The organism is Streptomyces sp. M2CJ-2 (assembly GCF_016757295.1).
Taxonomy (GTDB): Bacteria; Actinomycetota; Actinomycetes; order Streptomycetales; family Streptomycetaceae; genus Streptomyces.
In genome coordinates this window covers 1-20934 of the sequence record NZ_JAESIF010000062.1, presented here as the reverse complement: position 1 = coordinate 20934, position 20934 = coordinate 1, and the positions used below count along the sequence as shown (strand labels likewise).

At 71.2% G+C, this 20934-nt stretch carries 20 protein-coding genes; 12 read left to right on the top strand and 8 right to left on the bottom strand.

Annotation, left to right across the window (positions count from 1 at the left end):
• Both JL475_RS30875 and JL475_RS30870 read left to right on the top strand, forming a co-directional pair.
• A complete protein-coding gene (locus JL475_RS30875; RefSeq protein ID WP_307825202.1) occupies nt 1–324 on the top strand; it encodes an ATP-binding protein in 324 nt (107 codons plus the stop codon).
• Between the two features lie 131 nt (nt 325–455).
• Nucleotides 456–809 carry a VOC family protein gene (locus JL475_RS30870; RefSeq protein WP_202281306.1) on the top strand — a complete coding sequence of 118 codons (354 nt, stop codon included), beginning with the start codon at nt 456–458 and terminating at the stop codon, nt 807–809.
• Between the two features lie 216 nt (nt 810–1025).
• Here the strand turns inward: JL475_RS30870 and JL475_RS30865 are convergent, their stop codons facing one another.
• Entirely contained in the window at nt 1026–2597 is a 1572-nt protein-coding gene (locus JL475_RS30865; protein WP_202281305.1) for a S8 family peptidase, read from the bottom strand.
• 461 nt (nt 2598–3058) lie between these two features.
• Here JL475_RS30865 and JL475_RS30860 point away from each other — a divergent pair, with 461 nt between their 5' ends.
• Nucleotides 3059–3595, top strand: coding sequence for a hypothetical protein (locus tag JL475_RS30860; RefSeq protein ID WP_202281304.1), 537 nt, complete (start codon nt 3059–3061; stop codon nt 3593–3595).
• Nucleotides 3596–3666: 71 nt separating this feature from the next.
• Here the strand turns inward: JL475_RS30860 and JL475_RS30855 are convergent, their stop codons facing one another.
• Together JL475_RS30855 and JL475_RS30850 are read right to left on the bottom strand one after the other, a co-directional pair.
• Nucleotides 3667–4488: a serine hydrolase gene (locus JL475_RS30855; RefSeq protein WP_202281303.1), complete on the bottom strand. Its 822-nt coding sequence runs from the start codon at nt 4486–4488 to the stop codon at nt 3667–3669.
• An 18-nt stretch (nt 4489–4506) separates the two neighbouring features.
• Nucleotides 4507–4974, bottom strand: a complete 468-nt coding sequence (locus tag JL475_RS30850) for a GNAT family N-acetyltransferase (RefSeq protein ID WP_202281302.1) — start codon at nt 4972–4974, stop codon at nt 4507–4509.
• Nucleotides 4975–5070: 96 nt separating this feature from the next.
• Between JL475_RS30850 and JL475_RS30845 the strand changes: the two genes are divergently transcribed.
• The 5 genes from JL475_RS30845 (at nt 5071) to JL475_RS30830 (ending at nt 11794) form a co-directional block, all read left to right on the top strand.
• Complete coding sequence (locus JL475_RS30845) at nt 5071–5550, top strand: MerR family transcriptional regulator (protein ID WP_202281301.1); 480 nt, start codon at nt 5071–5073, stop codon at nt 5548–5550.
• Complete coding sequence (locus JL475_RS41325) at nt 5547–5672, top strand: hypothetical protein (RefSeq protein ID WP_272932994.1); 126 nt, start codon at nt 5547–5549, stop codon at nt 5670–5672. The genes JL475_RS30845 and JL475_RS41325 overlap by 4 nt, the downstream gene beginning before the upstream one ends.
• Before the next feature lie 275 nt (nt 5673–5947).
• Entirely contained in the window at nt 5948–6934 is a 987-nt protein-coding gene (locus tag JL475_RS30840) for a hypothetical protein (RefSeq protein WP_202281300.1), read from the top strand.
• Between the two features lie 43 nt (nt 6935–6977).
• Nucleotides 6978–8834, top strand: coding sequence for an HSP90 family protein (locus JL475_RS30835; RefSeq protein ID WP_202281299.1), 1857 nt, complete (start codon nt 6978–6980; stop codon nt 8832–8834).
• 2 nt (nt 8835–8836) lie between these two features.
• Nucleotides 8837–11794 carry a hypothetical protein gene (locus tag JL475_RS30830; protein ID WP_202281298.1) on the top strand — a complete coding sequence of 986 codons (2958 nt, stop codon included), beginning with the start codon at nt 8837–8839 and terminating at the stop codon, nt 11792–11794.
• Nucleotides 11795–11861: 67 nt separating this feature from the next.
• Here JL475_RS30830 and JL475_RS30825 read toward each other — a convergent pair whose 3' ends face one another.
• The 5 genes from JL475_RS30825 to aceE form a co-directional block, all read right to left on the bottom strand.
• On the bottom strand, nt 11862–12296 hold the full coding sequence (locus tag JL475_RS30825; protein WP_202281297.1) for a VOC family protein: 435 nt from the start codon (nt 12294–12296) through the stop codon (nt 11862–11864).
• A 30-nt stretch (nt 12297–12326) separates the two neighbouring features.
• A complete protein-coding gene (locus JL475_RS30820; RefSeq protein ID WP_202281296.1) occupies nt 12327–13175 on the bottom strand; it encodes a DUF4429 domain-containing protein in 849 nt (282 codons plus the stop codon).
• Nucleotides 13176–13242: 67 nt separating this feature from the next.
• The gene (locus tag JL475_RS30815) at nt 13243–14460 is read right to left on the bottom strand and encodes an alpha/beta hydrolase (protein WP_202281295.1); all 1218 of its coding nucleotides are present in this window, start codon (nt 14458–14460) and stop codon (nt 13243–13245) included.
• 87 nt (nt 14461–14547) lie between these two features.
• Complete coding sequence (locus JL475_RS30810; RefSeq protein ID WP_202281294.1) at nt 14548–14778, bottom strand: hypothetical protein; 231 nt, start codon at nt 14776–14778, stop codon at nt 14548–14550.
• Nucleotides 14779–15141: 363 nt separating this feature from the next.
• Nucleotides 15142–17889 (bottom strand): pyruvate dehydrogenase (acetyl-transferring), homodimeric type, encoded by a 2748-nt coding sequence (gene aceE, locus JL475_RS30805; protein ID WP_202281293.1) that lies wholly within the window; start codon nt 17887–17889, stop codon nt 15142–15144.
• 417 nt (nt 17890–18306) lie between these two features.
• Here aceE and JL475_RS30800 point away from each other — a divergent pair, with 417 nt between their 5' ends.
• The 4 genes from JL475_RS30800 (at nt 18307) to JL475_RS30785 (ending at nt 20787) form a co-directional block, all read left to right on the top strand.
• The gene (locus JL475_RS30800) at nt 18307–18744 is read left to right on the top strand and encodes a DUF3052 domain-containing protein (RefSeq protein ID WP_042170042.1); all 438 of its coding nucleotides are present in this window, start codon (nt 18307–18309) and stop codon (nt 18742–18744) included.
• Nucleotides 18745–18911: 167 nt separating this feature from the next.
• A complete protein-coding gene (locus JL475_RS30795) occupies nt 18912–19370 on the top strand; it encodes a peroxiredoxin (RefSeq protein WP_202281292.1) in 459 nt (152 codons plus the stop codon).
• 132 nt (nt 19371–19502) lie between these two features.
• On the top strand, nt 19503–20078 hold the full coding sequence (locus JL475_RS30790; protein ID WP_042170048.1) for a TerD family protein: 576 nt from the start codon (nt 19503–19505) through the stop codon (nt 20076–20078).
• Between the two features lie 133 nt (nt 20079–20211).
• Entirely contained in the window at nt 20212–20787 is a 576-nt protein-coding gene (locus JL475_RS30785) for a TerD family protein (RefSeq protein ID WP_202281291.1), read from the top strand.
• Nucleotides 20788–20934: the final 147 nt, after the last annotated feature.

Below are 20934 nucleotides of genomic sequence, written 5' to 3'. Positions count from 1 at the left end.
GTGGCCGACGCGGCCGAACTCGCGGTGTCGGAGCTCCTCGCCAACGTCATCCGGCACGTACCCGGCCGCCGTTGCGGCATCTGCTTCCTTCTGCAGCCCGGCGGCGTGCGGGTGGAGGTCTCCGACAGGTGTCCGCGACTGCCCGTTCCGGGAGCGGGGGACACACTTGCCGAGGGCGGGCGCGGACTGCTGCTCGTCGAGGCGGTGACCGACCGGTGGGGTGTGACGCCGCATCCCGCCGGCGGCGGCAAGACCGTGTGGTTCGAGTGCCTGTGTCCTTTGACAGTGAAGTCAGTCGCACTGCCGTCCAATCGAGGCGTTTGACAGCGAAGCCAGTCGTCAGCGCCCTCTTTGCCAGTGAACCTAGCCATACGAGGCAAACGCGCTGGGGGTGCTGGGGGGAAAAGATTGGCGGCTTTGCGGGGTGGGTCGCCGGTCTGCCTATGCTCAGGCCCATGGCACTGGAATGGGAACAGATCATCGTCGACTCCGCCGACCCCGTCGCTCTCGGGCGCTGGTGGGCCGAGGCTCTCGGCTGGGTTGTGGTCGACGAATCCGAGGAGATCATCGAGATCCGGCCTGAGCCGGACCGGATGCCGGGCCTGCTCTTCGTGCCTGTCCCCGAGGGCAAGACGTCGAAGAACAGGCTCCACCCCGACTTCCGCCCCGACGACCAGGAGACCGAGGTCGCCCGGCTGCTCTCCCTCGGCGCCCGGCGCGTCGACACCGTGCAGGACGGGCAGCACTGGGTGACCCTCCTCGACCCGGAGGGCAACGAGTTCTGCGTCCTGAGTGAGCGCAAGAGCTGAGCGGGGACCGGGCAGTTGTCCGGGCCTCGACGTCCGCCTCGTTGACACGCAAGTCAGTCCGCCCAGGTCAGGTCACCCCTGACCGACTATCTTCGCTGTCAAAGGACAGCCTGGGCGGTGGCTGAGGCGTACAGCGTCGTTCCGGGCGGACAGAGGCCCCGCCCCGGCGCGGTGGACCGTGCCGGGGCGGGGCGGGAGGGCTGGGAGGTCAGAACGTCAGAACGTCAGGCCCCAACTGTCGATGTAGCCGGTGTCGCCGTAGTAGCTGTCCGTGACCCGGAGCTTCCACGTGCCGTTGGCCGTCTCCGAGGAGGCGTTCACGGTGTAGGTGGTGTTGATGTTGTCCGCGGAGCCGCCGGTGCCCAACGACTTGAGGGTGTAGACCGAGCCGTCGGGCGCGACCAGCTGGACCGTCAGGTCACCTATGTAGGTGTGGACGATGTTCACCGGCACCTGCAGGGCCGACGGGGCGTTGCCGGAGACACCGGAGACGGTGATCGGGGACTCGACGGTCGCCCTGTTGTTGATCGTGTAGTTCGAGGAGTTGGTGAAGGTCGTGCCCGACGGCGGAGGGGTGGTGCCGCCGCTGCCGACGTACAGCAGGCGGTTCGGGGAACCGGTGCCCGGGTTGCCGACGGCACCGGAGACGGAGTTGGTGATCAGCGCGGAGGCGACCTGCGCGGGGGTGGCGGACCGGTTGTCCGCGAGGTACAGCGCCGCGGCGCCCGCGACGTGGGGAGTGGCCATCGAGGTGCCGGAGATGGAGTTGGTGGCGCTGTCGCCGGTGTGCCAGGCGGAGGTGATGGACGAGCCCGGGGCGAAGATGTCCAGGTTCGATCCGTAGTTCGAGTAGCTGGCGCGAGCGTCCGTGCTGGTGGTGGCGCCGACGGTGATCGCCTCGGTCACCCGGGCCGGTGAGCCGGTCGCGGTGGTGGACTCGTTGCCCGCGGCGACGGCGAAGGTGACGCCGGCGGAGATGGCGTTGCGCACCGCGTTGTCCAGCGTGGTGCTGGCGCCGCCGCCGAGCGACATGTTGGCGACGGCCGGGAGGACCGCGTTGGCGGCGACCCAGTCGACGCCCTTGATCACACCGGCGGTGGTGCCGGAGCCGTTGTTGTCGAGGACCCGGACGCCGACGATGGAGGCCTTCTTGGCGACGCCGTGGGCGCTGCCCGCGACGGTGCCGGCGACGTGGGTGCCGTGACCGTTGCCGTCCTGGGCGACGTTGTCGTTGTCGACGGCGTCGTAGCCGTTGCGGGCGCGGCCGCCGAAGTCGCTGTGGGAGATGCGCACACCGGTGTCGATGATGTACGCGGTGACGCCCTGGCCGGCCGTGTCGTCGTACGTGTACGAGCTGTTCAGCGGCAGCGCGGTCTGGTCGATGCGGTCCAGGCCCCAGGACGGCGGGTTGGTCTGCGTCGCCTGGGTGGTGACGGTGCGGTTCTGCTCGACCAGTGCGACCGACGGGTCGGCGGCCAGCTTGGCGGCCTCGGCCTCGGTGGCCTCGACGGTGTAGCCGTTGACGGCCTCGCGGAAGGTGTGCTCGACCTCGGCGCCGTACTTCTTCGCGACGCCCTTGCCCTTGGCGGAACCGGCATCGGTGGTCGACTTGAGGGTGACGATGTAGCTGTCCTCGACCGCGTTCGGCGCGTCCGCGTAGGCGATCGTCCCGACGGGCTCGGCGGCGCTCGCGGGGAGAGCGGTGAAGAGTCCGCCGGTGAGAGCGGCCGCGGCGACGGAGCAGATTCCGACGAGCGTTCTCCGCTTGGTGTTTCGCATCACTGCCATCTGGGGGTTCCTTCTCGACAGGTGGGGAGTGGGGTGGGGGAGGTGCGTCCGTGGGGGGCGCACGAAGCGAACACCTGTACCGGTTCTTCCTCCGGACAGGAGTGAGTCAGGTGCATGCCAAACGCGGACGCTGTGGCCGTGTCTGCTTTTCCCTGTCGCCAGCCGAAAGATTGAATGGTCTACGCGGATTGCACAAGAGGTTCCGTCGCGCCTTAACCTCCGTGCCATAAACGAGAGGTGACACAAGGTCATCAAACATCCCAGATTTGCTGGGTAAACGAGATCACTGTCACAGCGGGCCTCTCTGAGAGCGCCCGCTGTTCCCCCTTGTGCTGGGTTGGGAATTCGAGGGATTTCCTTAGCAGAAAAGGAGTTTGCGCACCTGCTGCGATCAGTGCTGTGGCGGTCGCGGCCGGAACCCGGTGGCGGCCTGGAGCGGTGGCTGTGGCAGGGTGCGGATCATGGGGTGGTCGTTCAAGGTGCACGGCGGTGTCGCGGCCGGGCTGGGTGCCGTTCTGCTGGTGCTGGCCGGGCTCACCTGGCTGCCGGGAGTCCTGCCGCTGGCCAAGGCGGGATGGCTGCTGGCACTGATCGCCGTACTGTTCTTGCCGATCGTCATATCTGCTGTGGCGCGCCTCTTCCTGGCACGCGTGGACAAGTCCTTGGCCTGGCAGGCCTTCCGGTGTCTTCCCGGCTGGGTGCGGATGGGGCTCGCGGTACTGATCCTGTCGGGGGTGGTGATGACGTTCTTCGGCAAGGGGCAGGAAGGGAACCTGCAGGCCGCCGAGGTGAAGGACGGGCGGTACTTCGCCTTCGACACCACGCCGCACGCACGCGGCACGGTCGAACTCTCCCACGAGCAGTACCAGGTCGTCCTGGAGGCCGATCAGCGCTTCAAGCTCACGACCTCAGGCGCGCTCTTCGTCGGCGCCGCGTACGCCGTCCTGGTGGCCGGCGAGCTGCGCCGGGCGGATCGTGGCGCTGCGTCGCCGAGGTAGGCGGTGGCGGGTCCCGTCGTACGGGGGCGGCGGGACCACGCTCTCGTGTCGCGGCGGTCGGTGCGGGGTCCTCAGCCGCGCAGTTCCGCCAGCACCGCGTCCGTGAACGGCGGCCAGGCCTCCACCGCCCAGGGGCCGAAGGCGCGGTCGGTGAGGGCGGCGCAGGCCACCCCCGCGGTCGGGTCGATCCACAGGAACGTGCCCGACTGGCCGAAGTGGCCGAAGGTGCCCGGCGAGGACGAAGCGCCCGTCCAGTGGGGGGACTTGGAGTCGCGGATCTCGAAGCCGAGGCCCCAGTCGTTGGGGTTCTGGTGGCCGTAGCCCGGCAGGACGCCCTTGGTGCCCGGGTACTGGACCGTCATCGCCTCGGCGACGGTGCGTGGGTCGAGGAGGCGCGGGGCCTGGATCTCGGCGGCGAAGCGCAGGAGGTCGTCCACCGTGGAGACGCCGTCCTTCGCCGGGGAGCCCTCCAGCGACGTCGACGTCATCCCCAGCGGCTCCAGCACCGCCTGCCGCAGGTACTCGGCGAACGGGATCTCCGTCGCCTTCGTGATGTGGTCGCCCAGCTGCTCGAACCCGGCGTTCGAGTACAGGCGGCGCTCCCCGGGCGCGGAGGTCACCCGGTGCTCGTCGAAGGCGAGGCCCGAGGTGTGGGCGAGGAGGTGGCGGACCGTGGCGCCGGAGGGGCCGGCCGGCTCGTCCAGCTCGATCGCGCCCTCCTCGTACGCCACGAGCACCGCGTAGGCGGCGAGCGGCTTGGTGACCGAGGCGAGCGGGAAGCGGTGTCCGGCTGGTCCGTGGGTGCCCGGGACGGTGCCGTCCGCCCGGACGACACCCGCCGCGGCGGTGGGAACCGGCCAGTTCTCGATCAACGCGAGGCTCTTCAACGACATGCCGTCGAGCCTAAGCGTTCAGAGCCGCAGCTCCAGCAACGGGTCCGGCCTCCGAGTGAAGCCCAGGGAGGCGTACAGCGGCTCGGCCTGCGCGGACGCGGTGAGGCGGACGCGGCGGGCGCCCCGCTCGCGGAACCACTCCAGCAGCGCCTCCACGCAGGCGCGCGCGTGCCCCTGGCGGCGGGCGTCCGGGTCGGTGGCGACGCTGAACACGTAGCCGTCGATGCCGTGCGGGTTGTGCGCGCCGCCGATGCGGTAGTCGATCGTGCCGGCCGCCAGCGTCGCCAGCCCGCGCCGGTCCGGGTGGTCCACCACGAAGGCCGCGAAGGTGCCGTCCGCCTCGGCCAGCCTGGCGCGCAGCACGGGCAGGGAGTCGGCGTGCCAGTCCGTGGAGGGAGAGGCGTGGGGCATCGAGTCGATCATCACCTGGCGCAGCCGCAGTACTTCCTCCGCGTCCCCGGGCGCCGCGCGGCGTACGAGAGTCATGCCCGCCATGCTATTCAGCCGGTGCGGCCGCCGTCCCGCCGTTTCTCACCGGCCGCGGTTGCCTGGAGCGCACTCCAGGGATCTAGCGTGGAGTGCATGACGGTGACGGAGACCATGGGTGAGGGTACGGGGACCAGGGCCGACATCTGCGCCGGTCCGGCGCAGGGCGAGCGGCGGGCGGACGGCCGGGACACGTACACGATCAGCGAGGTCGTCGCCCTGACCGGGCTGTCGGCCCACACCCTGCGCTGGTACGAGCGCATCGGCCTGATGCCGCACGTCGACCGGTCGCACACCGGTCAGCGCCGCTACAGCAACCGCGACCTCGACTGGCTGGCCCTCGTCGGCAAGCTCCGCCTGACCGGTATGCCGGTCGCGGACATGGTGCGGTACGCGGAGATGGTGCGGGAGGGCGACCACACCTACGGCGACCGCCTCGAACTGCTGACGGCGACCCGCGAGGACGTGCTCGCCCGGATCGCGGAGCTCCAGGGCACCCTCGCCGTACTCGACCGGAAGATCAGTTTCTACGCGGACGCCGGGGGCGTCCCGGCGGCCGAGAGGTCCGGGCCATGAGGAGCGACAGCAGGATCATGACGGCGGCACGGGGCGCCGACGGCCCCGAGGCGGGCGTACAGGGACCGGGCTGCACGGGCCTGAGCTTCGCCGACGGCCCTGTGGACGCGGAACCGGCCTGACCGGACCCGATCGCGACCAAGGTGGCGGGCACCCGCCGCGCGCAGGGCGCAGACGTCCGCCGGACGGGAGCAGCTCTCCGGACGGCGGCCCCCGGTCCGTCTTCCGCGGGTCCGGCAGTCCGGTCCGCAGCTGAACCGGCTCAAGGGAAACGCCTGTTGCATCACGTCGCCCCGCCGGCCCCGTGAAGCGCCGGTGTGAAAACCCTGTGGAAGTGATGTCGGTGGGGCCGCTTATGCTGCACCGATCGATCACGCGGGACCTGGGAGGGCGCGGCATGTTCGGCAAGCTGTTCGGCAGGGGCGGGGAGAGTCCGGCGGGGGCGGATCCGTACGCCCTTCCCGTCCCGCGCAAGAAGAACGGGATGTACACGCTGCGCGCGCTCGGGGACACCCGCGTGCTCGCGCTGGTGGAGGCGGCCGACGCGGGTGAGTGGGAGGCGGTCAAGGCGGCGTTGGCCCCCTTCGACATCGGCCGCGACCACCGCGTCCTCGGTGAACTGGCCGAGCTGGACGGTGTGGAGGAGTGGATCGGTCGCGCCGTCGAGGAGGACAAGGAGCACCGGGCGGAGGCGCTGCTGATATCCGGGGCGCGCCACATCAGATGGGGCTGGGACGCACGCACCAGCGCGCGGGCCGTGGACGTCACGCAGGAGCAGTGGCGGATCTTCGGCGAGCGGCTGCGCACCGCCGAGGAGCACCTGCTCGAGGCCGCCGAGCTGCGGCCGGAGTGGGTCACGCCGTGGCGTCAGCTCCTCACCTCCGGGCGCGGCATGTCTCTGGGCCGCGCCGTCAACGAGACCCGGCTGGACGCCGCCCTGCGCCGCGACCCGCTGGACCTGTCGAGCCACCTCGAGTGGGTGTCGCAGCTGCAGCCGCGCTGGGGCGGCGAGCAGGGGCAGGCCCTGGCGTTCGCCCGTGAGGCGTTCGCCGGCGCGCCCGAGGGTCATCGCCTCGGCTGTGTGATCGCCATGGCGCACATCGAGGACTGGGTCGAGTCGGACGACGGGGACTGCCTCGAGACCCCGGAGATCCAGGCGGAGTTGCGGGAGGCGGCCGACCGCAGCATCCTGCACCCCGCCTACACCTGGCGTCCGGGCTGGCAGCACGACTTCAACATGTTCGCCATGGCCCTGTCGCTGGCCGGTGAACGCCACACGGTCCGGCGCGTCTTCCTGACGCTGGACGGCGCCTACACCACCTGGCCCTGGACCTACTTCGCGGAGCCCGAGAAGCAGTTCGCCCGCCGTCAGCGCCGCGCCTGAGCCCGCACCCGCCCCTCTCGAACTCCTCACCCCGGACTGCCCGATGACTCTGCACGACACCGCCACCGGCCCGGCCGGCGCCGACCGCACCTTCCAGGTGGATCTGCGCGGCCTCGTCGACCTCCTCTCCCACCACCTCTACTCCAGCCCCCGCGTCTACCTGCGCGAACTGATGCAGAACGCGGTGGACGCGCTGACCGCCCGGCACGGCCTCGAACCGGCCGCCCCCGCCGACGCCTTCGGCATCCGCCTGTACGCCGACGGTTCGGTGGTACGCGTCGAGGACGACGGCGTCGGCCTCACCGAGGCCGACGTGCACACCTTCCTCGCCACGATCGGCCGCAGCAGCAAGCGCGCCGAGCAGCTCGTCGAGCAACGCGGCGACTTCATAGGCCAGTTCGGCATCGGCCTGCTCTCCTGTTTCCTGGTCGCGGACGAGATCCATGTGCTGAGCCGGTCCGCCCGCATCCCCGACGCGCCCGCCGTGGAGTGGCGGGGGCGCGGCGACGGCAGCTACACCGTCCGTACCCTGCCCGCCTCCGCCCGGCCCCGGCCCGGCACCACCGTCACCCTCACTCCGCGCGCCGACGCGGGCGAGTGGACCCGCCCGACCCAAGTGCACTCCCTCGCACGGCACTTCGGCTCGCTGCTGCGCCACCCGGTGACCTTCGACGACGGTACGGGCGGCACGGGCGGTCCGGGCGCGCCGGTCAACCCGGAGGTGGCGCCCTGGGCGCGTACGTACCCGACGCCGGGCGCCCGCTCCCGTGCGCTGGCCGCGTACGGCGAGGAGGTCCTCGGGTTCACCCCGCTGGACACCATCGAGCTGGACCTGCCGGCCGTGGGCCTGAAGGGCATCGCGTGCGTGCTGCCCGAGGCGGTGCCGGCCGGGCGCCGGCACGGCCACCGCGTGCACGTCAAGGGCATGCTGCTGTCCGAGCAGGCCGAGGAGATCCTGCCCGAGTGGGCGTTCTTCGTCCGCTGCGTCGTCGACGCCGAGAGCCTGCGCCCGACCGCGTCCCGCGAGTCCCTGTACGAGGACGACACCCTCACCGCGGTCCGCGACGCCCTCGCCGAACGGCTGCGCGCGTGGATCGCCCGGGCCGCGGCCAGCGACCCGGACCTGCTCGGCCGGTTCCTCCAGGCCCATCACCTGGCCGTGAAGTCGCTCGCGGTGCACGACGACGAGATCCTGCGGATGCTGCTGCCCTGGCTGCCGTTCGAGACCACCGACGGACACACCACCCTCGACGAGTTCGCGCGCACCCACCGCACCGTGCTGGTGACGTCGAGCGTGGAGGAGTTCCGGCAGGTCGCGGCGATCGCCTCGGCGGCCGGGCTCGGCGTCGTCAACGGCGGCTACACCTACGACCGTGAACTGGTCCACCGGCTGCCCGAGATCAGGCCCGAGGTCACCGTCGCCGACCTCGACCCGGCGACCCTCACCGCGCACCTCGACCCCGTCGACCGGGAGACGGAACTGGCTGCCGCGGCCTACCTCGCCCTGGCCCGCGACGCCCTCGCCGTCTTCGACTGCGACGTCGCGCTGCGCACCTTCCAGCCCGCCTCCGCCCCCGCCCTCCTCGTCGACAGCCGCGAGGCCCGGCACGAGCGCACCCGCTCCCAGCTCGCCCGTGAGCAGGAGGGCGGCCTGTGGGGCGACATCCTCGGCGCCCTGCGCCAGGAGGCACCGCGGGCCCAGCTGATCCTCAACCAGCTCAACCCGCTGGTGCGCACCGCCGTCGCCATCGACGAGCCCGAGCTGGCCCGCACCAGTGCCGAAGCCCTCTACGGGCAGGCCGCGCTGCTGTCCCGGCGTCCGCTCAGGCCCGCCGAATCGAGCCTCATCAACCGCTCCTTCCTCGACCTTCTCGCCCACGCCCTCCGCAAGGACAGCTGACGATGCCGACCGCACCCCCTCCCCAGAACACAGACGAGCTGTACCAGGCGCTCCGGGAGAACGACCGGCGCCCCTACGGCCGCACCCGCACCGTCACCGCCGAGGAACTCGTCGACGCCGCCGAGCAGTTCGCGGAGCCCGTCCCGCTGATCGACGCGCTGCTCGAACTCCAGGAGGCCTACACCTACGGCTCCGAACCCCGCAAGTCGCCCGTCGTCTTCGCCCGTCTGCTCACCCTCTTCGACGAGCAGCCGGACGTCTTCGACGCACGCCTGCGCCACCAGCTGTTCTGGCGGTTCAAGTGGGTCGCGGGTGCCCTGCGCGCGCTGCCCGAGATACCGCTGGCCAGCCTGCGCCAGTGGCTGACGGAGATGCGCGACCGGTACGAGAAGGCCGGCCTGGACCTCCAGCCCTACTACGGGCAGGCCTACCGGCTGGCCGCCCACCTCGGTGAGGACACCGCCCTCGCCTACGAGTTGTGGGCGGGCCGCTCCCGCTCCCGGCTCAGCGACTGCGAGGCCTGCGAGATCTGCGACCGCGCCCTGTACCACCTGGCGGCGGGCGACGACGAGCGGGCGCTGAGCACCTGGGAGCCCGTGCTGGCCGGCAAGGAGTCCTGCCAGGAGGAGCCGGCCCGCTCCGCCTCCTACGCACTGCTGCCCCTGCTGCGCACCGGCCGCACCGACCAGGCACGCGAACTGCACCTCGCCGGCTACCGCGGCTGCCGCCGCAACCCCTCGATGTCCTCGGAGGTCGGCCGGCACCTGGAGTTCTGCGCGCTGACCGGCAACGAGGCGCGCGGCCTGGAACTGCTCGCCGAGAACCGGAACCTGTTCGACGAGGTGGACTCGCCGCAGGAACAGCTCGACTTCCTCACCGGCGTGGAGGTCCTCCTCCAGCGCGTCGAGACCCTCGGCCGCGGCGAGCTGCCCGCCGCCGGGTTCCCGGGCCGCACCTGGACCGTGACCGGCCTGCGCGCCGAGGTGCGCGGCCGCGCCGCCGACCTCGCCGCCCGCTTCGACGACCGCAACGGAACCACCGCCCACACCGACCGCCGGAGCGCCCGCCTCGACCGGGCCCCGCTCCTCGACGCGCTGGAACTGACCCTGCGCACCCGCAGCCTCGACGACGTGACCCCGGCCGCCGCGTCGGCGTCCACCGCCCGTACGACCGTCGCCGTGCCCGAGTCGCTGACCGAACTCATCCTCCAGGCAAGGTCGTTGGAGGAGGAGGCGCATCCGGACGCACAGGCCTGCTGGGTGCGGCTGCGCACGCTCGTCGCCTCCCGCGACTACACCCACCCCGACGACCCGGCCGTGGGTCCGCTGCTGCGGCTGCGCGCGGACCTGCTGGCCGACGAGGCGAACTGGGCCGGCGACAGGGACGAGTTCGCCGACGCCGCCGCCCTCCACGAGGAGGCCGCGGGTCTGTACGACGACGCCGGACTGCCGGGTCACGCGGCACTCTCCCGCGCCTGCGCCCTGCTCGCCGCCGCCGAGATCCCCACGGAGGACGCCGACGGACCCGAGGCGAAGGCCCAGGCGAAGACCGAGGCGCTGACCACCGCCCACACCTCCCTGGTCCGCCTGCACGAGGAGACGTCCGGTCTCGCGCCGCACCAGGAGGCCCGCCTGCTGCGGCTGCGGGCGACCGCGCTCGGCCTGCGCCTGCAGACGTCGGGGAGCGAGGAGCACGTCGCACCGCTCCTCGCCGAGGTGGACCTGCTGCACACCTTCGCCACCCGGCACGACATCGTCGGGCAGGTCGCCAGGGCCCTGCTGCTGCGGGCCACCACCCATGCCCTGTCCGGCGACCTGCCCGCCGCGCTCGCCGAGACCGACGGCCTCCTCGACCGGCTGAAGGCGCACGGCCCGGCCTGGCACCTGCCCCGCGTGCTCGCCCTGCGGGGCAGGCTCCACCTCAGCCTCCAGGACGCGCAGGCCGCGCACGCGGACCTGTCCGAGGCCCTGCGGCTGGCCGCCGAGTGGCCGGCCGACGCGATGGACACCTCCCGGCTCCACGTCGAGTCGGCCGAGGTCTGCATGCACCTGGGCCGCCCCGACGAGGCGCTGCGGCACCTGACGCGTTCGGCGGAGCTGGACCTGCGCCGCGGCAAACGGATCGACGCGTTCTGCACCTACAGCAACGCCGCCCAGCTCAGCCTCGACCTGGGCCGCGTCGAGGACGCCATCGCGCTGCTCGACTCCCTGCTGGCCGAACCGGACGTCGCCGCCGGGGAGCTGGACGACCGGCTCGCCGCCCAGCTGCGCCTGACCCGCGCCCGCGCGCTGCGCGCGGGAGACGACCTCAAGGCCGCCACGGCGGAGTTCGCCGCCCTCGCGGCCGAGTCGGCCGGCTGGGACGACGACCCGGGAAGCCACGCCATGATCGCCGCGGAGACGGCCGTACTCCTCGGCGAGTCCGGCGAGTTCGGCCAGGCCCGCAAGGCCGCCGACCAGGCACTCGCCGCCCACGCCCGGGCCCCGCGCCACGAGCACCTCAGCAACACCCTGCGCGAACTCGCCCGCCTCCAGGCCCAGCAGCAGGGCCCCGACGGCCTGGCCGACGCCCGCGCCTTCCTCACCGACGCCGGCCGGGTCGCCGACGAGGCCCGCGCCGTCGGGTACGAGGCACACGGCCGCTCCCTGGACACCGCCCTGGCCTACGAGCACGGGAGGGTCAACGCCTACGCCGGCGCCTATGAGGAGGCACTGACCGCCCTGGAGCAGGCCCTCACCCTGCTCGGCGAGCCGGGACCGGAGCAGCACCACGCCGGCGAGTGGGCCGAGTGCGTCCGCCTCGCCGCCGCCGTGGAGGGCATCTACCTGGAACGCCCCGCCCCCGCCCTCACCCGCCTCGACGAGGCGGTCTCCCGCCTGACCGCGGCGGGCCACACCGAGGAGACCGAGCCGCTGACGGCCCTGACGGCCCTGGCGGCCCGACTGCGCGACGAGGAGTGACACGGTGCTCCCGGCGCCCGGGAGCACCGCATTTCCGACAGCACCGCATCGTCGTCCCGGAGGGTGCTCAGTCGAGACAGAACTCGTTGCCCTCGACGTCCTGCATCACGAGGCACGACTCGTTGAAGCCGTCGGCGCGCAGCAGTCGCACCCGTACCGCGCCGAGCGCGATCAGTCGTGCGCATTCGGCCTCCAGAGCGGCCAGGCGCTCCTCACCCACGAGTCCGGTGCCGGCCCGCACGCAAAGATGCACCCTGTTCTTGACGACCTTGCCTTCGGGAACGCGCTGGAAGAACAGCCGCGGGCCCACACCCGAGGGGTCGACGCACGCGAACGCCGAGCCCTGACGCTCAGGCGGCAGCGCGCGGTCGAAATCGCCCCACGTGGCGAACCCCTCCGGCGGCGGTGGTACGACATACCCCAACACCTCGCACCAGAAACGAGCGACGCGCTCAGGTTCCGCGCAGTCGAAGGTGACCTGGAACTGCTTGACCGATGCCATCGGCCCACCGTAGCGGGAGGGGCGAGCAGGCTAAAGCTCTGCCAGCAACTCCGCTTTCTTGGAGGAGAACTCCTCGTCCGTCACCAGGCCCGCCTGGTGCAGTTCGCCGAGGTGGCGGATGCGGTCGGCGATGTCGGCGGGGTCGCGGCGGACGGCCGCCGCGACCACCGCGGGCACCGGCTCGGAAGTGCGTACCGCCGCCAGCACCGCCGCCGCGAACGGCAGTGACTCGTGCACCGGCCCGTAACCCAGCCCGAACACCACGGCCGCCGGGTCCTGGTCGGCCTGGGGCGGCGACGCGGACTCGTCCCGGCGCAGCAGCCGCAGATGCCCTTCGAACACCTCGGGCGACCGCCACTCCACGCCGCTCAACTCACCCACCGGGAAGCGCTGGTCGCCGGCTTTCCACTTCGCCGACGAGGCGCCCGTCCAGAACCAGTGGAAGGAGACCGTCGTCCCGTCGAAGGCGGCCTTGCCGTCGTACGCCTTGAACCGCAGCGGCACCTCGGGGGCCGGTATCAGGTGGCGTTCGGCGGGACCGGACTCGGTGAGGCGGGCGAGGAGTTCGTCGGCGTAGTACTCGGCGAGCGTCTCGCGCTCGGCGGGCAGCACCAGCCGGTAGGGGTCGGAGCTCTCCTTCAACTGCCCGGCCGCCGCCTCCATCAGCGGGTCGGCCCCGGGCCGGGGCTCGACGCGCAGCACGACGCTGCCGCGCCTGCCGGGGGTCAGCGTCACCCCTGCCATGGCCTCCAGGGGGATGCGTCGTTCCCCGAGTGCCTGAAACAACTTGGGCGTTCGAATCCCCCTTTCATAACGGATGAGCACGGAGTCGGACTCGAACTCCCAGGCAGCGTGAAATCCGGCCAGTACGTCACCCATGCGGCTCATCGTATGCGGCACGAGCTTTTTCGTCCCCTCCCCGTGCATACCGCAGTTCCTCCGTCCTCTACGCGCGTCCGGACGACCGGGCGTGGGACAAACCCGCCTGGCATACGCCGTCATCGTGTGCGCAGGCCACCGCTCGGTATGCGCCAACGCCGATCTCGGCGAAGTTGCGCAGACTGTCCGTGCCCGGCTCGAAATACCCGCCGTGCCCCTGGGCCTGATGGGCCGACAGGACCCGTGCCCCGAAAGCGGGGGAGACCGGGTCGGCGCCGTGGCCCAGTCCACCGACCTCCAGATAGGGCACGTCCTGGATCCAGTCGTCGGCGTCCCGCATGGCCCACACGCGCGCGTGGGTGCGCAGTGCGGAGGCCGTCTCGGCCCGCATGCCGGGACTGCCGGCCACCGCGATGTCGGTCACCCGGCGGGGCAGCGTGCTCGCGGCGAGCCCGCACACCACGGAGCCGTAGCTGTGGCAGAACAGTGCGACCGGGGCCGTGCCGGGCAGCGCGCGCAGCAGCGCGTCGAGCCGTACCGCGCCGTCCTCGGCGCGCTGGGCCATGGCCGCCTCCATGCCGAGTCCGCCGGGCGCGGTGTAGTCGGCCCAGGCGATGACGGCGGTACGGGTCGAGGGGGCCGCCTCGTGCTCGGCCGCGCGCAGCGCCTCGGCCATGCCCACGGGGGCCGAGTAGCGGCGGTGGGTGCGCTGGAAGGTGAGCAGATCCGTGTCGACGCCGGGGACGACGACCGAGATGCGTTCGGCCTCGTCCAGGTCGCCGAAGACCTCGGCCACGCGGCCCGGCCCCGACGGGTTGAAGGCGAGGACCTGGCGTCCTGGTTTCAGCAGTGCCCCGAGGCGGTTCATCCGGCGGCCCGCCTGATGCTGTCCCGCGGGCGTGAGCCGTGTGTCGCGCATCCGTTCCCGTTCGACCTCGCGGGCCTGCTCCATCGCGATGCGGTTGGCGCGGTACCGCAGACCGGCCGGGGCGCCGTTCATGTTGCCGACCGCGAGGGGGAAGCGGTGGGCGAGGCTCATCCGCTGCGCCTCGGTGAGCGAGGCGAAGAACCGGGCCAGCCTGCCGGGCGCGGACTGCGGGTCCGGCAGTTCGCGGCCCGCTATGCGGCCGTGCTCCCAGGCGGCGAGCGAGGCGGACAGAGGTGCCATGTCCCGCTGCTGGCGCAGGGCCGTCCAGCCGGTGGTCGCCAGCATCACGAAGACGACGGCGAGTGCGAGGAGCGCGCGCCACGCGTTCAGTTGCGGAGAGGAGTCGAAGGAAGTCACTGACAGGACACACTAGGAGAACGAGAGGGTCTCGCGTCAATCGAGTGACGGGTATCACGTTTCAGCGCGCCGGGTCGTGAGCAGTGGTCAACCGACCAGGGTGTCGGCGGCGGTTCGACGGCCGGAGCGGAAGCGACCGCCGGCCGGCCCGCGCGCGGCGGCGGGGCCGACGTCGTCCCCGGTGGACCAGGAGGGCTCCGCGACCCGGACGACCCCGCTGAAGGCGGCCACCGGGATGCGCGGCCGGGGGCCGGTGCGGCGCCGGTGGCCTCGGGCGGTCCCGAGGCGTTCGCCGTGAAGAGCGCCGACGTGGCGCACGACACCTTCCTCTCCGACATGAGCATGGCGTCGCTGGACGCAACCGGAGTCGGCCACATCTGACGGAGCATCGGAGCGGGTTCGCTCATCCGGGTGAACAAACGAGGTGAACCCTCCCCGCCGGCGGGCACCGCAGGTCACAGTGGGTCAAGTCCTCCGTAGGGCATGGAGAGGAAGTGGCTGCGGCGCGCTGCTGGAGGGGAGCGGCGCGCAGGCAGCACCCCTGGCCGGGGCGACCGCCCCGGGTCACGGAATGCTCTGACGGACCCGCAGCCCCGGGACCGAACGGGAGGGGGGTCTCCGGCGTCTCGCCGGAGACCCCCTCGCCTCCTCGACGGCTCCGTCACGCCGCCCGCCGGGACGTCACGCGTCGCCGCCCGCCGGGCCCGGGTCGGCCGCGGTGACGTCGAGCAGCTGGTAGCGGTCGATGGCCTGCTTCAGCACCGACCGGTCGAGGTGGCCCTCACGGACCAGCTCCGTCAGCACCGCCACCACGATCGACTGCGCGTCGATGTGGAAGAACCGCCGGGCCGCCCCGCGCGTGTCCGCGAAGCCGAAGCCGTCCGCGCCCAGCGACTGGTACGTCCCCGGCACCCAGCGCGCGATCTGGTCCGGCACCGACCGCATCCAGTCCGACACCGCCACGACCGGCCCCTGCGCCGAGGCCAGCTTCCGCGTCACGTACGGGACGCGCTGCTCCTCCTCCGGGTGCAGCAGGTTGTGCCGCTCGCAGTCCACCGCCTCGCGCCGCAGCTCGTTCCAGGACGTCGCCGACCAGACGTCGGCCTTGACGTTCCACTCCTCGGCGAGGATCTTCTGTGCCTCGATCGCCCAGGGCACCGCGACACCGGAGGCGAGGATCTGGGCGGGCAGGCTGCCCGCCGTGCCCTCGCTGAAGCGGTACAGGCCCTTCACGATGCCCTCCGCGTCCACGTCCGCGGGCTCGGCCGGGTGCTGGATGGGCTCGTTGTAGACGGTCAGGTAGTAGAAGACGTCCTCGCCGTGCGGGTGCTGCTCGTCGCCGCCGTACATCCGGCGCAGACCGTCCTGCACGATGTGCGCGATCTCGTAGCCGAAGGCCGGGTCGTACGCGACGCAGCCCGGGTTCGTGGACGCCAGCAGCTGCGAGTGTCCGTCCGCGTGCTGAAGGCCCTCACCGGTCAGGGTCGTACGCCCCGCGGTCGCGCCCAGGACGAAACCGCGCGCCAGCTGGTCGGCCATCTGCCAGAACTGGTCACCGGTGCGCTGGAAACCGAACATCGAGTAGAAGACGTACACCGGGATGAGCGGCTCGCCGTGCGTGGCGTACGCCGAGCCGGCCGCGATCAGCGAGGCCGTGCAGCCGGCCTCGGAGATGCCGTCGTGCAGCATCTGCCCGTTCGGCGCCTCCTTGTACGCGAGCAGCAGCTCCCGGTCCACGGACTCGTACTGCTGACCCAGCGGATTGTAGATCTTCGCGCTCGGGAAGAACGAGTCCATGCCGAACGTGCGGTACTCGTCCGGCGCGATCAGCACGAACCGCTTGCCGATCTCCTTGTCCCGAATGAGCTCCTTGAGGAGCCGGACGAAGGCCATGGTCGTCGCGATGGACTGCTGACCCGAGCCCTTCTTCACACTCGCGTACGCCTGGTCGCCGGGCAGCGCGAGCGGCTCGGAGCGCACGACGCGGGTCGGCACGTATCCGCCGCAGGACTTGCGGCGGTCGTGCATGTACTGGATCTCCTCCGAGTCGCGGCCCGGGTGGTAGTACGGCGGCAGGCCGGACTCCAGGTCCCTGTCGGCGATCGGGAGGTGCAGGCGGTCCCGGAAACCCTTGAGGTCGTCGACCGTCAGCTTCTTCATCTGGTGCGTGGCGTTGCGGCCCTCGAAGTTCGGACCCAGCGTCCAGCCCTTGACCGTCTTGGCGAGGATCACCGTCGGCTGGCCCTTGTGCTCCAGGGCCGCCTTGTAGGCCGCGTAGATCTTCCGGTGGTCGTGACCGCCGCGGCCCAGGTGCAGGATCTGGTCGTCGGTCATGCCCTCGACCATGGCGCGCAGCCGGTGGTCGTCGCCGAAGAAGTGGTCGCGGATGTACGCCCCGGACTCGGTGGCGTACGTCTGGTACTGGCCGTCCGGCGTGGTGTTCATCCGGTTGACCAGCACACCGTCCCGGTCCTGGGCGAGCAGCGGGTCCCAGGTGCGGTCCCAGACGAGCTTGATCACGTTCCAGCCGGCGCCCCGGAAGACGGACTCCAGCTCCTGGATGATCTTGCCGTTGCCGCGCACCGGCCCGTCGAGGCGCTGCAGGTTGCAGTTGACGACGAAGGTCAGGTTGTCCAGGTTCTCGCGGGCGGCGATGGACAGCTGGCCCAGCGACTCGGGCTCGTCCATCTCGCCGTCGCCGAGGAACGCCCACACGTGCGACTTCGAGGTGTCGGTGATGCCGCGCGCCTGCATGTAGCGGTTCATCCGGGCCTGGTAGATCGCGCCGATCGGGCCGAGGCCCATCGACACCGTCGGGAACTCCCAGAAGTCCGGCATCGACCGCGGGTGCGGATACGACGACAGCGCCTCGGGCGCCTTCGACTTCTCCTGCCGGAAGCCGTCCAGCTGCCGCTCGGTGAGCCGGTCCAGCAGGTAGGCGCGCGCGTAGATGCCCGGCGAGGCGTGGCCCTGGAAGAAGACCTGGTCGCCGCCGTCGCCCGCGTCCTTGCCGCGGAAGAAGTGGTTGAAGCCCACGTCGTACAGCGACGCCGAGGACGCGAACGTGGCGATGTGGCCGCCGACGCCGATCCCGGGCCGCTGCGCGCGCGAGACCATCACCGCGGCGTTCCACCGGGTCGCGTTGAGGATCTTGCGCTCGATCTCCTCGTTGCCCGGGAAGAACGGCTCCGCGCGGGTGGGGATCGTGTTGACGTAGTCAGTGCTGCGCATCTCGGGCACGGCCACGCGCCGCTCGCGCGCACGCTCGATCAGCCGCAGCATCAGATAGCGGGCCCGCTCCCGGCCGCGCTCGTCGACTGCGGCGTCCAGGGAGTCGAGCCACTCCTGTGTTTCCTCGGGGTCGAAGTCAGGAACCTGACTCGGAAGGCCACCAATGATGATCGGGTTGCGATCGGATGCGGAAGCCACGCTGTTCCTTACCTGTCAGAGGGCCGTGAGGGGGCCGCTGCTTCACTGATCTAGCCGTCTGCGCGCTCCCCATCGTCCACCCGGGGGCCGCGCACGTCATCTCTACCGATAGGTAACCCGACCGCGGCCCCGGTACGGTGGCATACGGAACGGGCCACGGGCTCGTGCGAGTCTCGTACCCGTATACGGTTCCCAAACGCCCATAGAGGGCACAAGGGTGTGGTGTGTATCACTGTGGGCCAGGATGATGTGCCTGGAGTTGCGGTGACCCGGCCAGGATCGTCACCGTTTCGGCGGTCCCTGCGGCCGGGTACTTGCGCGAACCGCCCCGCCCGTGTGGACTACGGCCACAGCCGCGCGCCCGCGCGTGGCTGTGACAATTGGCGAAATTCCCAAACCATGATCAGGAGGCAAACCGTGAGCGCGACCGCGGACCACGCGGAGGAGCGGACGAACCCTGCCGCCAGGCTGGGGTTCCAGCCCGGGCAGGTGGTCCAGGAGATCGGCTACGACGACGACGTCGACCAGGAGCTCCGCGAGGCCATCGAGGGCGTCATCGAGAGCGACCTGGTCGACGAGGACTACGACGACGTGGCTGACGCCGTTGTGCTGTGGTTCCGCGACGACGACGGCGACCTGACGGACGCGCTGGTGGACGCCGGCACGTACATCGAAGAGGGCGGTGCCATCCTGCTCCTCACGCCGAAGACAGGCCGTTCGGGCTACGTCGAGCCGAGTGACATCTCGGAGGCCGCCACCACGGCGGGCCTGACGGCGGCCAAGAGCGTCAGCGTGGGCAAGGACTGGAGCGGCAGCCGGCTGGCCACGCCGAAGGCCGCCAAGTCCAGGAGGTAGCCACGGCGGAGGCGGCCCCGGCGGCACTTCCGCCGCCGGGGCCGCACCCCGTTCGAACCCGGACGGGCCGACCGGATCGGCCCGTCCGGCCCACTGTCGCACCCCGTGCGTAGGGTGGTCCCCGGGAACGAACCGGGAACAGCACCCCCGAAGGGACGAACGAGGCGATGGCGATCCAGGTCGGCGACAAGGCCCCCGACTTCGAGCTCAAGGACAACCACGGCGCGCCCGTACGACTGTCCGACCACCTCGGGCAGTGGAACGTGGTGCTCGTCTTCTACCCCTTCGCCTTCACCGGCGTGTGCACCGGGGAGCTGCGCGAACTGCGCGACAACCTGCCGCTCCTCGCCGACCGCGACACCCGGCTGCTCGCCGTCTCCAACGACTCCATCCACACCCTGCGCGTCTTCGCCGAGCAGGAGGATCTGGAGTACCCCCTGTTGTCGGACTTCTGGCCGCACGGCGAGGTCTCCCGCGCGTACGGCGTCTTCGACGAGGGCAAGGGCTGCGCCGTGCGGGGGACCTTCGTCATCGACCGGGAGGGCATCGTGCGCTGGACGGTCGTCAACGCGCTGCCCGACGCACGTGACCTGAACGAGTACGTCGAGGCGCTCGACGCGCTGTGAGCACGTCCGACGCCCCGTGATCCCCCGCCCGGGGGCCTGCGGCGGCCGGGAACCCATCACTAGGATCGACACGTTGATCGGACATCCAACGCACGACGGGGCTTCCCGCCCCCGGACATCAATGGAGGACTCGTGGGAGTCAGCCTCAGCAAGGGCGGCAACGTATCGCTGACCAAGGAGGCGCCGGGCCTGACCGCGGTCATCGTCGGACTGGGGTGGGACGTCCGCACCACGACCGGCACCGACTTCGACCTGGACGCCAGCGCGCTGCTGGTGAACAACACCGGCAAGGTCACCAACGACGCCAACTTCGTCTTCTTCAACAACCTCAAGAGCCCCGACGGCTCGGTCGAGCACACCGGCGACAACCTCACCGGTGAGGGCGAGGGCGACGACGAGCAGATCAAGGTCAACCTCGCCGGTGTCCCGGCGGAGATCGAGAAGATCGTCTTCCCGGTGTCCATCTACGACGCCGAGAACCGCCAGCAGTCCTTCGGCCAGGTGCGCAACGCGTTCATCCGCGTCGTCAACCAGGCCGGCGGCGCCGAGATCGCCCGCTACGACCTGTCGGAGGACGCCTCCACGGAGACCGCCATGGTCTTCGGCGAGCTGTACCGGCACGGTGCCGAGTGGAAGTTCCGTGCCATCGGCCAGGGCTACGCCTCCGGCCTGCGCGGCATCGCGCAGGACTTCGGGGTGAACGTCTGAGACGGTCACGTCCCGGGCGCCGCCCGGGCCCGGCCACCTCGCACGGCCGTTCCGTCCGGCGCCACACGGTTTACGTGTGGCGCCGGACGCGCAGGACCACCTGAGAAACAGCATCCGGGGAGGGATCAGCATCATGGGCGTCACGCTTGCCAAGGGGGGAAACGTCTCCCTGTCCAAGGCCGCACCGAACCTCACACAGGTGATGATCGGGCTCGGCTGGGACGCACGCTCCACGACCGGAGCCCCCTTCGACCTCGACGCCAGCGCACTGGTGTGCAGCGACGGCCGGGTCATGGGGGACGAGTGGTTCATCTTCTACAACCAGCTCACGAGCCCGGACGGCTCGGTGCAGCACACCGGTGACAACCTCACCGGCGAGGGCGACGGCGACGACGAGTCCCTGCTGGTCGACCTCTCCAAGGTGCCGGCCCGGTGCGACAAGATCGTTTTTCCGGTCTCCATCCATCTGGCCGATGACCGCGGCCAGGCTTTCGGCCAGGTCGGCAATGCCTTCATCCGGGTCGTCAACCAGGCGGACGGCCAGGAGCTCGCCCGGTACGACCTCTCGGAGGACGCCTCCACCGAAACCGCGATGATCTTCGGCGAGCTCTACCGCTATCAGGGCGAGTGGAAGTTCAGGGCGGTGGGTCAGGGGTACGCGTCCGGGCTGCGGGGCATCGCTCTAGACTTCGGAGTCAACGTTTCGTAAAGCCGACTTCGGCAGCGGGGAGAGTCTCCTCCGGGGATCGTCCGGTGGAGCCCCCAACACATGATGGGGTAGCCAGTGGTTCTGAAAACCTTCGGCTGGTCGTTCGCGGTCACCGCGCTCGGTCTGGTCGCAGCGATCCTTTTCGGG